Origin of the sequence: Cellulosimicrobium arenosum (genome assembly GCF_014837295.1) — a bacterium.
GTDB lineage: Bacteria > Actinomycetota > Actinomycetes > Actinomycetales > Cellulomonadaceae > Cellulosimicrobium > Cellulosimicrobium arenosum.
The window spans coordinates 59553-71268 of sequence record NZ_JACYHB010000012.1 but is presented as its reverse complement, the minus strand read 5'-3'; the positions used below and the strand labels follow the sequence as shown (position 1 = coordinate 71268).

The 11716-nt window shown below is 73.1% G+C and carries 10 protein-coding genes; 4 read left to right on the top strand and 6 right to left on the bottom strand.

The features are described from left to right. Positions 1-102: 102 nt before the first annotated feature. Entirely contained in the window at positions 103-1548 is a 1446-nt protein-coding gene (locus IF651_RS13770) for a glycosyl hydrolase (RefSeq protein WP_206715338.1), read from the top strand. Between the two features lie 111 nt (positions 1549-1659). Next, entirely contained in the window at positions 1660-3900 is a 2241-nt protein-coding gene (glgB, locus tag IF651_RS13765; RefSeq protein ID WP_191829698.1) for a 1,4-alpha-glucan branching protein GlgB, read from the top strand. Positions 3901-4002: 102 nt separating this feature from the next. On the opposite strand, the gene IF651_RS13760 is transcribed toward glgB, so the two are convergent. The 3 genes from IF651_RS13760 to IF651_RS13750 are packed head-to-tail and all read right to left on the bottom strand — an operon-like array spanning position 4003 to position 7269. Beyond that, a complete protein-coding gene (locus tag IF651_RS13760) occupies positions 4003-4953 on the bottom strand; it encodes a tetratricopeptide repeat protein (RefSeq protein WP_191829697.1) in 951 nt (316 codons plus the stop codon). Positions 4954-4972: 19 nt separating this feature from the next. Next, positions 4973-6004: a DUF8094 domain-containing protein gene (locus IF651_RS13755; protein WP_191829696.1), complete on the bottom strand. Its 1032-nt coding sequence runs from the start codon at positions 6002-6004 to the stop codon at positions 4973-4975. After that, on the bottom strand, positions 6001-7269 hold the full coding sequence (locus tag IF651_RS13750) for a hypothetical protein (RefSeq protein WP_191829695.1): 1269 nt from the start codon (positions 7267-7269) through the stop codon (positions 6001-6003). The genes IF651_RS13755 and IF651_RS13750 overlap by 4 nt, the downstream gene beginning before the upstream one ends. Positions 7270-7625: 356 nt before the next feature. On the opposite strand from IF651_RS13750, the gene IF651_RS13745 reads away from it, so the two are divergent. Further along, a complete protein-coding gene (locus IF651_RS13745) occupies positions 7626-9149 on the top strand; it encodes a coiled-coil domain-containing protein (RefSeq protein ID WP_191829694.1) in 1524 nt (507 codons plus the stop codon). Between the two features lie 5 nt (positions 9150-9154). Then, complete coding sequence (locus tag IF651_RS13740; RefSeq protein ID WP_191829693.1) at positions 9155-9574, top strand: hypothetical protein; 420 nt, start codon at positions 9155-9157, stop codon at positions 9572-9574. 9 nt (positions 9575-9583) lie between these two features. Here IF651_RS13740 and IF651_RS13735 read toward each other — a convergent pair whose 3' ends face one another. The 3 genes from IF651_RS13735 to IF651_RS13725 are packed head-to-tail and all read right to left on the bottom strand — an operon-like array spanning position 9584 to position 11592. Next, positions 9584-10372 carry an alpha/beta fold hydrolase gene (locus IF651_RS13735; protein ID WP_191829692.1) on the bottom strand — a complete coding sequence of 263 codons (789 nt, stop codon included), beginning with the start codon at positions 10370-10372 and terminating at the stop codon, positions 9584-9586. A 58-nt stretch (positions 10373-10430) separates the two neighbouring features. Continuing rightward, entirely contained in the window at positions 10431-11252 is an 822-nt protein-coding gene (locus IF651_RS13730) for an alpha/beta hydrolase (protein WP_241744451.1), read from the bottom strand. A gap of 37 nt (positions 11253-11289) precedes the next feature. Continuing rightward, complete coding sequence (locus IF651_RS13725; protein ID WP_191829691.1) at positions 11290-11592, bottom strand: hypothetical protein; 303 nt, start codon at positions 11590-11592, stop codon at positions 11290-11292. Positions 11593-11716: the final 124 nt, after the last annotated feature.

Here is an 11716-nt window from a genome sequence, read left to right as displayed (position 1 = left end):
GGAGGACGCATGAGACACCACGACCCAGCAGCTCCGATACCGTCGGCGGGCCCGTCGACGATGACCACGAGCGGACGAGCAGCCGGCGGACCGGCCCGCGCAGTGCCCACGACCCGAACCCGGCGCACCCTCGTCGTGGCGCTCGCCGCCGGGCTCACGGCCCTGATCGTCACGTCGCTGTCCCCGGTGACCGCGCCGTCCGCCCAGGCCTTCCCCGCCCGGGACAAGCAGGCCGTGATCGACTACCTGCGCTCCATCACCGGGACGTCGGTCGTCTCCGGGCAGCACAACAAGGAACCTGCGGACCAGCCCGGCCAGTACACGCAGCAGGTCCACGACATCACGGGCCAGTACCCCGGGCTGTGGGGTGGCGACCTGATGTTCCGCGGCCAGGACGCGGCGAACCGGCAGCGCGTCGTCGACCAGGCGAAGGCCGAGTGGGCGAACGGCTCGCTCGTCGCCCTCACCTGGCACGCCTGCTCCCCCACCGGCCCCTCCACGTGCGAGTTCGAGGGCGGCGTCAAGACGCAGATCAGCCAGGCCCAGTTCGACCAGGTCGTCACCGGCGGCACCTCGCTGAACCAGACGTGGCGCGCCCGGATGGCCGAGGTCGTGCCGTACCTGCGTCAGCTCAAGGACGCGGGCGTCCCGGTCCTGTGGCGCCCCTTCCACGAGATGAACGAGACGTGGAACTGGTGGGGCGGGCGCCCCGGCACCAACGGTGGCGCCAAGATCTACCAGCAGATGAAGGACTACTTCGACTCTCAGGGCCTCGACAACCTCGTCTGGGTGTGGAACGTCCAGGACAACCCGAACGCGAGCTGGGCCGGCTACTACCCCGGGAGCTCGTACGTCGACGTCGTGAGCCTCGACGTCTGGTACAAGAACCACCCCAGCCAGGGCGACTACCAGCAGATCCAGTCGATCGCCGCAGGCAAGCCGATCGCGCTCGCCGAGATGGGCAAGGTCCCGAACGACTCGCTCCTGACGAGCCAGCCGCGCTGGAGCTACTTCATGGTGTGGTCGGAGCAGCTGCGCGGGAACAACTCGAACGCGGAGATCCAGTCCGCGTACTTCCACCCCCGCGTGCTCAACCAGGGCGAGGTGCAGCTCGGGGACGGGACACCGACGACCCCGTCGCCCGGTCCGACGGACCGGACCGGGCCGATCACCGGGCTCGCGGGAAAGTGCGTCGACGTCGCGGCGTCGGGCACGGCGAACGGGACCGCGGTGCAGCTGTACACGTGCTCGCCCGGGGTCGCGCAGACGTGGGAGGTGCGCACCGACGGCAGCATCCGCAACCCGAACGCGGACAAGTGCCTCGACGTCACCGGCCAGGGCACGGCCAACGGCACCCGGGTCCAGCTCTGGGCCTGCAACGGTTCCGGAGCCCAGCAGTGGGTGCACTCGTCTGCCACGCAGACGTTGCGCAACCCGCAGTCGGGTCGGTGCCTCGACGTCACCGGCCGGTCGACGGCGGACGGGGCCCGCCTGCAGGTCTGGGACTGCAGCGGCAACGCCAACCAGCGCTGGTCCCTGCCCGCCTGATCGGCAGGCGGTCCCCTGGACCGGCTCGTCGGACGGCTGCGAGCGCCCCTCGCGGCCGTCCGACGCGCTCGTCGTCATGTGCGCGACACGCGGACGTGGAATGGTTGAGCCATGACCGGCTCCTCGCTCTCCCCCCCGCCCGTCGTCGTACCGCCCGAGGCGCTCGCCGCCGCAGCGAGCGGTCGCACGTTCGACCCGCACGCCGTCCTCGGCCCGCACCTCGCCCCCGACGCCGACGACCCCCGCGCCGTCGTGCGCGTCCTGCGGCCGTTGGCGGACGAGGTCGTCGTCGTGACGATCGACGGGGACCACCCGGCGACGCACGAGCAGGACGGCGTGTGGGTCGCCGTCGTACCCGTCCCGGTCCAGGACGACGGCGCTGGCGACACCGTCCGGCACGCGCCGGACTACCGGGTCCGCGCACGCTACGGAGACCACGTCACGACGTCGGACGACCCGTACCGCTTCCTGCCCACGGTGGGCGAGGTGGACCAGCACCTCATCCGCGAGGGGCGCCACGAGCAGCTCTGGACCGTGCTCGGCGCCAACGTACGCACGTTCCCCAGCGTCCTCGGCGCGACGACGGGCACCGGGTTCGCCGTGTGGGCGCCCAACGCGCGCGCCGTGCGCGTCATCGGTGACTTCAACGGGTGGGGCTCCACCCATCCCATGCGCTCGCTCGGCTCGACCGGCGTGTGGGAGCTGTTCGTGCCCGGCGTGCAGGGCGGCGACCGCTACAAGTTCGAGATCCTCGGGCCCGACGGCTCGTGGCGCCAGAAGGCCGACCCGCTCGCCAAGAGCGCGGAGACTCCCCCCGCCACGGCGAGCGTCGTCGTCGAGTCGGACTACTCGTGGTCCGACGACGCGTGGCTCGCCGAGCGTGAGCAGCGCGACCCGCACAACGGTCCGCTGAGCGTGTACGAGGTGCACCTCGGATCCTGGCGGCAAGGGCTGTCCTACCGCGACCTCGCCGACCAGCTCACCGCCTACGTCGTGGAGCAGGGCTTCACGCACGTCGAGCTCATGCCCGTGGCCGAGCACCCGTTCGGCGGGTCGTGGGGCTACCAGGTCTCCGGCTACTACGCACCGACGTCACGGTTCGGCCACCCGGACGACTTCCGCCACCTCGTGGACGCGCTGCACTCGGCCGGCATCGGCGTGATCGTCGACTGGGTCCCCGCGCACTTCCCCCGCGACGAGTGGGCTCTCGCACGGTTCGACGGGACTCCGCTCTACGAGCACGCCGACCCGTTGCGTGGCGAGCAGCCCGACTGGGGCACGTACGTGTTCGACTTCGGCCGCAACGAGGTGCGCAACTTCCTCGTGGCCAACGCGACCTACTGGTTCGAGGAGTTCCACGTCGACGCCCTGCGCGTCGACGCCGTCGCCTCGATGCTCTACCTCGACTACTCGCGCAACCCGGGGCAGTGGCACCCCAACGTGCACGGCGGTCGCGAGAACCTCGAGGCGATCTCGTTCCTCCAGGAGGCGAACGCGACCGCGTACCGCCGCACGCCGGGCGTGATGATGATCGCCGAGGAGTCGACCGCGTGGCCCGGCGTCACGAGGCCCACGTCCGCGGACGGCCTCGGGTTCGGGCTCAAGTGGAACATGGGCTGGATGAACGACTCGTTGCGCTACATGGCGGAGGAGCCCATCAACCGGCGCTACCACCACCACGAGATCACGTTCTCGATGGTCTACGCGTACTCGGAGCAGTTCGTCCTGCCCATCAGCCACGACGAGGTCGTGCACGGCAAGGGCTCGCTCTACGGCAAGATGCCCGGCGACGACTGGCAGAAGCGGGCCGGCGTGCGGGCATTCCTCGCCTACCAGTGGTCGCACCCCGGCAAGCAGCTGCTGTTCATGGGCAGCGAGATCGGCCAGCACACCGAGTGGAACGAGGGCCGCTCGCTCGACTGGGACGGTCTCTCGGCCGACCCCGGGCGGGCCGGTGTCCAGCGAGTCGTGCGGGACCTCAACGCCTTCTACCGCGACACCCCCGCGATGTGGGAGCTCGACCACGACCCTGCGGGGTTCGAGTGGCTCGACGCCGACGCCGCCGACCACAACCTCCTCGCCTACGTGCGCCGGGCGCGGGACGGCAGCCAGGTGGCCGTCGTCGTGAACTTCGCCGGGACGCCCCACGAGGGGTTCCGGCTCGCCCTGCCCGGCGGCGGCACGTGGCAGGAGGCGCTCAACACGGACGCCGAGGTCTACGGCGGGTCGGGCGTCGGGAACCTGGGTGGGGTCGAGGCGCAGCCGGTGCCGTGGAACGGGCGCGCGCACTCCGTCGAGCTGCGCGTGCCGCCGCTCGCGGCGTTGTTCCTCGTGCCGACCTCGCACGGCTGACAGCCGGGAGTCGCGGCCGGGCCAGGTCCGACGGGTGGGGTGCGGGCGCACCCCACCCGCCCGTCCCGGTCCGGGGTGTCGTGCCGCCGGCCCAGGTGGAGGTCAGTAGAGGCTGATGGCCAGACGCTGGCGGGCCTTGCCGATGCGCGGGTCGGTCGGGCCGACGATCTCGAAGTAGTCGAGCAGCCGGACGCGCAGCGCTTCCTTGCCGTCGGCATCGGCACCCGGCAAGAGGTCGAGCAGGCGGGCGAGCGAGTCCTCGACCTTGCCGCCGAGCATGTCGAGGTCGGCCACCGCGAGCTGGGCGTCGACGTCGGTGGGCGCGTCTGCGGCCGCCGACCGCACCGCCGCCAGGTCCGCGTCGCGCGTGCGCCGGAGCAGCTTCACCTGGGCGAGGCCCGCGACGGCGAGCGCGTCCTTCGGGTCCTGCTTGATCGCCTTCTCGTACGCGGCGACCGCGGAGTCCAGGTCGTCGTTCTCGATGGCGTCGTACGCCTCCTGGTGCAGCGGCGGAAGCTCGGGCTCCGGCTCCGGCTCCGGCGCTGCCGGGGCCTCGTCGACGTCGCCGCCCTGCGCGGGCGCACGTCCGCTGACCCCGTTCGACTCCGCGGCCTGCAGCACCTGGTCGAGCACCTCGCGCATCTGCTCGACCGGCGCCGCGCCCTGGAACAGCGGCACGGGCTGACCCTGCAGGACGGCGACGACCGTCGGCACACCCTGCACCTGGAACGCCGCGGCGACCTGGGGGTAGGCCTGCGCGTCGACGCGGGCGAGCAGGAACCTGCCCGCGTACTCGTCGGCGAGGGTGCCCAGGTCGGTGCCGAGCTGGGCGTTGGCCTGGTCGGTCGGGATCCACAGGAGGACCACCACGGGGTAGGTCGACGAGTCCTGGACGACCTGGGGGAACGTCTCCTCGGTCACGTCGACGACGTAGCCGCCCGCGGCGGGCGCGCCCCCGTCCGCACCGGGGGGCGGCGCCTGCGGCCGGTTGAGCGCGGACAGGTCGACCGCTCCGCGCACGTCGAACGTGGGCTGCTGCGTGGGTTCGCTCATGGGTCAATCCTACGGAGGGTCAGTCGGTGCGTGCGGCCGTCGCGACGTGGGTGTACCCCAGCAGGCGCACCTGCTCGTCGGACTCGGCCGGCGGGACGTACAGCGCGACGAGATCGTCGTAGCGGATCTTGAGCGCGTTGGTGGGATCGGCGTCGCCGAACAACGACTTCTGCGTCTCGGTCGCAGGGCTGACCTTGCCGCCCTCCTCGACCCGCAGCGTCTCCAACGAGGTGAGCGACGACATGACCATGGCACCGCCGTCGGCGGTCCGGACGGCGTGCACGGGCTCGTCCAGCGTCTCGAACGACATGCTGCGCTTGCCGTCGGCGGCCTTCAGCGCCTTGCCCTGGCGCTTCGCCTCGCTCGCGAGGAACGTGCGGAACGGGTCGTCCTCGAAGGTGTCGGCGTAGTCCGACTTCGACGCGAGGTTGAGGACGTCCACGTACTGCGCGACGGCGTCCTGCGGAGTGACCAGGAGGGAGTCGTCGTCAGCGGCCACCGCCTCGGAGCCGAGCGCGGGGTCGGCGAAGCTCGGCATCTCGATGCCCGGCAGCAGCTGGACCCAGCCCCACAGCTCGTACTGGTCGCGCGCCGAGTCCTGGTCGAGCGCGATCAACCGCGGCGACTGCAGGTTCTCCGGCTGCTCGCTCACCGCGTAGGACGTGCGCGGCCAGGTCTGGGTGGTCGGGACCACCACCCCCTGGACGTCGGTGGGCAGCTCCGTGACGAGGTCCGCCTTCTTGCGCTTCGCGGCGACCTCGAGCTGGCTCGTCCGGATCCGCAGAGCAGGACCGGTGACGCGTCCTTCCAGCAGCTCCGGGTCGGTCTCGGCGTCGGCCTCCTCCAGCGCCGTGCCGACGGCGGTCAGCACCTCTGCCTCCTGGGCCTCCGTCAGCACTGGCGGGGCCGGGTCCGGCTCGCCCTCCGGGTCGGGCGTGGGCAGGGGCGCGGCGCACCCTGCGAGCAGCGCGGCGCCTGCGGCGAGCGCGCTGACGCGGAGCAGGCCGCGCGGCGACCGGCTCGACGGGTGCGCGTGTCGGGTGAGCGTCATGGCGTGCCGTCCTTCGTGTCGTCCGTCGTCTCGTCGGGGCCGCTCGTCGTCGGCTCGTCCGTCGGGGCGGGGCCCGGCGTCGGGGCGAAGCCCCAGGTCCGCCGCCACGCGTCCGCGCGGGTCGTCCCGTTGTCCTGCGGTTCGGGCACGACCGGCTCGACCACGGGCTGCGCGGCCGTCCTCGGCCGGCGGTCCTTGGACACGATCGGGATCTGACCGGTGAGCCAGGCACGGCGCGGCCGCTGGCCGCGCGCCTGCTGGGCGGCGAGCCGCTCGGCCTCGTCCCGTTCACGCAGCTCGCGCCGGGTCACCGTCGGGGGGACGTCCCCGGAGGACGACCGACCCGGGACCGGGGTCGAGGTGGCCGAGCCCGGCTCGTCCGTGCCCGACGACGCAGCGCCGGGCCCGTCGGAGCCCTGATCTCCCGGTCCCGCCACGACGGGGGTCGCCGCGGTCGTACCGCGCCGGCCCGACGTCTTGCGCCGCCCGGAGCGCAGCCCGGTCATGCCGACGAACAGACCGAGCAGGATGAGCACGGCCCCACCGATGACGCCCGGCCACAGCCACGGGGTGGAGACCTCGCGGGGCCACGACAGCTCGAGGGTCGGTGCCGTCGCGCCCTCGCCCACCCCGGCCGCGAGCACACGCCAGCGTCCGGGCTGGTCGGACCAGCGCAGCGTCGCCGAGCCCTCACCCGTCGCCTCGGCGAGCCACATGTCGGAACCGGCCGGGTCCACGCCGGCGGCGGGCGCCTCGGTGCCGTCCTCCGAGGACTCGCTCGACGCGTCGTCGGCCGGGTCCTCGGTGGTCTCGTCCGCCGCGTCAGCCGCGGAGTCGTCCGTCGCGTCCGCGGCGGAGTCGTCCGTCGCGTCCTCGCTCGGGCTCTCGTCGGTCCCGGGTGACTCGTCCGCGGACGGGTCCTGCTCGGGCTCAGGCACGAAGGGAGCCGTGGACAGCGCGTCCCAGTCGGCGAGGCCGTCGACGACGCCGTGAGGATCGTCGCCCACCCAGCCCGCGACGTCGACGTCGCGGCCGACCACGAGCGTGACCACCTGGTCGTCCGGCGTGGTCGCGCGGATCGTCACGTCGTCGTCCACGAGGTCCAGCACGCCGGGCTCCGTCACGAGCATCGTGCCGTCACCGGCGTAGGACGTCGTCGCCACGACGGTGTCGCTGTCGCGCCACACCGTGGCCGACGCGACGCCGAGGCCGACGCCCACGAGCCCCGCAACGAGCAGGACGGCGGCGATGATTCGTTGCAGCACCGAACTTCCCTTCATCGATCGACCTCCCAGAATAGGTGCGGACGCGCCGGTCCAGCACACGTGCGCCGAGCAGCGACGATCCTCACGAACCGTTCACGGAACACGCGCGTTCTCGTCCCACCGAGCCACGACCAGGCCCGCCGACAGGGCCGTGAGCCCTGCCGTACCAGGCACGACGCGACCGTCGGCGCCGTGGCCGACTCGGTACCTAGCGGGTATTCAGGACACGTCTCGCACCGTATCCTGGACCGAGACCCACCGGGGGGTCGTGTCACCCACCGGCACCCCCGGACCAGCGACCACGAGCCGCCGCCAGCGCGCTCGCCCCACGTCCCACAGCACCGGAGGTCATCCACGTGTCCGACGAGCGCACGCTCTTCCCCATCACCATGCGCGGCTACGACCGCGCCCAGGTCGAGGCACAGCTCGCTCGGCTGGAGAAGGCGCTCGAGGAGGCGCGCAACCGGCTCGAGGGCTCGGACGCCCGGTCCATGCAGCTCGAGGCCGAGCTCTCGGACACCAGGCGCCAGCTGCGCGAGATGGACCGTCCCTCCTACTCGGGGCTCGGCTCCCGCATGGAGCAGCTCCTGCGGTCTGCGGAGGAGCAGTCCGCAGACATCCTGTCCCAGGCCAACTCCCAGGCGGCAGACAGCATGGCGCGCGCAAAGCTCGCGGCCGGACAGGTCCGCTCGCGCGCGGAGAACGAGGTGGGTGAGCTCCTGGCGAGCGCGCGCTACGAGGCGGAGGAGATCCGTTCGACGACGGCGAGCGAGGCCGAGGGCACGCTCGTCAGCGCGCAGCGGCGGGCCGAGGAGCTCGTCGGGTCCGCGGAGCGCGAGGCGGCTCGCATCCAGAGCGCCCTGTCCACCGAGGAGAGCGAGCGGCGCTCGTCGCTCGAGCGCGAGCTCGGCACGCTGCGGGCGCAGGTCGAGCGCGAGACGACCGAGCTGCGGGTCGGTACCGAGCGCGAGACCGCGGAGCTGCGCGCGCGGGTCGCCGCCGAGACCGCGGCTCAGCGCGAGAGCGCCGAGCGCGAGTCCGCGGAGCTGCTCGAGAACGCGCGCCGCGAGGCGCAGCGCCAGGTCGACGAGGCGCAGCGCCAGGCGTCCGAGGCGGCGAATGCGGTCACCTCCGAGATGGAGGAGCTGCGAGACCAGGCTCGGACCGCGCTCGCCGACGCCGAGCTCGAGGTCGTCCGTCGCCGGGAGCAGGCGGAGCAGGACAACGCGGAGCGGCACGGGGCCGCGAAGGCAGCCACCGAGAAGCTCGTCGCCACGGCCGAGGAGCACGCCGCCGAGGCGGAGAAGCGCGTCGCGCTCGCGCTCGAGCAGGCGGAGAAGGTCCGCTCCGAGTCGGACGCGTACGTCAAGGAGCTCATGGCCACGGCGCGTCGCAACGCCGACCGTGTCACGGCCGAGGCGCGCGAGTTCGCGGACCAGACGGTCAACGACGCGACGATCGAGGCGGAGCAGCAGCGCGCCCAGGCGCAGCGTCAGCTCGAGGACCTCACGCGCCAGCACGACTCGATCAACACCTACCTCGACGAGCTGCGCGGACTGCTGGGTGACCCGGACGCACCGGCCAAGGAGAAGACGCAGGAGTCGACCGCCGCGCCGTCGGGCACGCGGGCGCAGAAGGCCCGCGCCGCCATGCTGCAGACCGCCGATGCCCCTGCACCCGAGGACGAGGCCACTCCCGTCCAGACCGTGCCTGCGCCGCCGGCCCCGCCCGCGACGAGCACGTCCACGGGCAGCACGGTCGAGGCGTCCGACAAGCAGTCCGAGGAGCCGGTCGAGGAGCCGGACGACGACGCGCAGGACGCCGCGGACCAGGAGGCTCCGGTCGCCGCGAGCAAGGGCGACGCGAGCGCCCGGACCTGAGCACCGTGTCGTCCCACCACGAGGAGTGGCGGCAGCAGCGCACCGAGGCCGCCGAGGTCCAGCAACGCGAGCTGGACCGGCGTCGGCAGCAAGAGTCGGCCACCGCCCGCTCGCTGATCGCCGACTTCGTCGAGCGTGCGCGCGAACGCGGCCTGGCGCCAGAACCCCTGCGCGCACGCTCGTACGACGGCCGGTCGACGTACCGGACCGACGTCGTCGGCTGGTACCTGCGCCGCAACCAGAGCGTGGGGATCGGGACGGACGGCGCGTTCTACGTGCTCAGCGTCCCCGGCGGTCTCCGGGCGCGCCTGCGCGGGACGACGCTCGCACCGTCCGACCCGCCGCTCGTGCTCGGCAAGGGGGGTCGCGACGGTGAGTCGATCGACCTTCCCGACGCGCTCGCGCTCGTCCTGGAGCGTGGCTGACCGGTCGGCTCAGGCCAGGGCCTGCGCGGCGAGCTGGGCGAGCACAGCCGCCACCGGCGCGGGGTTCTCGACGGCGCTGAGGTGACCTGCCCCCTCGACCTGCACCAGTCGCGCGGCACGGGACGCCCCCACCATGTGCTCGGCGTCCGTGCGGGGCGTCACCGTGTCCTCGGCACCGACCACGACGCAGACCGGTCCTCCGAAGCCCACGAGGACGTGCGTCCGGTCGGGTCGGCCCGCCATCGCGCGCTGCGACCAGGCGATCCCGTCGGGCGACTGGTCACCGATCCATGCGGTGATCCTGGCGACCAGCTCGGGGCGAGTCTGCCTGCTCGACGTGCCGAGGAGGTTCTGCGGCATGCCGAGCACCGCGTCGACGGTCTGCGCCTGGGCCACCTCGTCAGCGATGCGCCACCGGTTCTCGCGGGCTTCCCGGGTGTCCGCGGTCGACTTGGTGTCCACGAGCCCGAGACCCGCGACCAGGTCCGGCCGACGCTCCGCCAGGGCGAGGGCGACGTAGCCGCCCATGGACAGACCCACGACGACGGCGCGGCGCGCCCCGGTCGCGTCGAGCAGGTCGGCGACCGCGTCGGCAGCGACGTCGACCGACGGCTCCGCGCCGGGCACGGGACCGGTACCCAGGCCGGGAAGGTCCGGGGCGAGGATCGGCGCGTCGCCGGGGAGCACCGCCGCGACGTCCGACCACATCCGGTGGTCGAGCGGGAACCCGTGCAGCAGGACGACGGGGTCGCCGTGGCCCTGGCGCAGGACGTGGAGCTCGGGTCGTGCGGTCGACATGTGGTTCTCCTCGGATTCTCCCGGCGCACCCGGCGGACCGTGCGCGCCCGGGTCGCGGTCAGTCCGCCGTCTCGTCCGACCGGCTCGCGTCGTAGCTCGCCTGGTCGCTGTCCTCGGTGTCCCGGTCCGCGGTCCCGGCCGACGCGCCGCCCGACCACGTGGTCGGGAGCGGCACCGCGTGGTCCGGCCGGACGTGGCGGACGATCTCGTCCAGCACGCGGCGCACCTGCGCCTCACCCACCCACAGGTGCTTGGCGCCCTCGACCGCGATCACCTCCGCCTGGCGCACGCGCGCGAAGCGGCGGCGCGCCTCGTCGGGACGCAGGTAGTCGTCCTCCTCAGGAACGAGCACGACCACCGGCTTGCCGAACGCGTCCCAGCGGTCCAGGTCCTCGTCCGTCGCACGGTGCAGGGGCGGCGACAACAGGATCGCGCCCTCCACCGACGGGTCGGCGCCGTGCTTGAGCACGAGCTCCGTCCCGAAGGACCAGCCGACGAGCCACGGCCTGGGCAGGTCGTGGAAGTCGGCGTACTCGACGGCAGCGGCGACGTCGAAGCGCTCGGCCTCGCCGCCGTCGAACTCGCCCTCGCTCCTGCCCCGCGGGGACGAGGTCCCGCGGGTGTTGAACCGCAGCACCGCGAGGTCGGCGAGCGCCGGGAGCCGCCACGCGGCCTTGCGGTAGACGTGGGAGTCCATGTACCCGCCGTGCGTGGGCAGGGGATGGAGGGTGACGAGGGTCGCCGCCGGGTCTCGTTCCGCGGGGAGCGCCAGCTCGCCGACGAGCGTGAGCCCGTCCGCGGTGTGCAGCTCCACGTCCTCGCGCCGGGCAGGCAGGACGGTGAGAGAGGTGATCGGGGTCGGCTCGGCTGCGGTGCTCATCGCGTCCGAGCCTAGTTCCTCGGTCGTGCGGGCGCGCTCAGCGGGGACGACGACGGCCGCGTGCCTCCCAGCAGGACGTGTGCCAGTGCCGCCGCTGGTCGAGCGCCGTCTGCGTGCCGAAGAACGAGTCCTCCTGCCACGCGACGACGTGGCCGGTGCCTGGCGGGATGGTCTGGCTGCAGCCGGGGCACACGTACGTCTTGTCGCCGCCCCGGACCGTCCGGACGGTCCATTCGCCGTCGGGACCGGACTCGCGGCGGGCGCCGCCCGTGGCACGGTCGAGGTCGAGCGGGACGTGCTCGGCACCCCAGGGTCGCTTGCGGGATCGACGGGACGGCATCCCTCCATGATCGCGTACCGCGGACGCTCACAGCACCGGTCCAGACTCGCCCGCTAGAGTGTGGGCCGCCGGTGCTGCACCAGACGCGCGACCGGCCGGTGCCCGGCACGACCTGCGGGCCACC

Bases quoted from the DNA above. Each gene is read 5' to 3' on its own strand.
- IF651_RS13760 (WP_191829697.1), bottom strand. From the start codon at position 4,953: ATGAGCGAACCCACGCAGCAGCCCACGTTCGACGTGCGCGGAGCGGTC.
- IF651_RS13735 (WP_191829692.1), bottom strand. From the start codon at position 10,372: ATGTCGACCGCACGACCCGAGCTCCACGTCCTGCGCCAGGGCCACGGC.
- IF651_RS13725 (WP_191829691.1), bottom strand. From the start codon at position 11,592: ATGCCGTCCCGTCGATCCCGCAAGCGACCCTGGGGTGCCGAGCACGTC.
- IF651_RS13730 (WP_241744451.1), bottom strand. From the start codon at position 11,252: ATGAGCACCGCAGCCGAGCCGACCCCGATCACCTCTCTCACCGTCCTG.
- glgB (WP_191829698.1), top strand. From the start codon at position 1,660: ATGACCGGCTCCTCGCTCTCCCCCCCGCCCGTCGTCGTACCGCCCGAG.
- IF651_RS13755 (WP_191829696.1), bottom strand. From the start codon at position 6,004: ATGACGCTCACCCGACACGCGCACCCGTCGAGCCGGTCGCCGCGCGGC.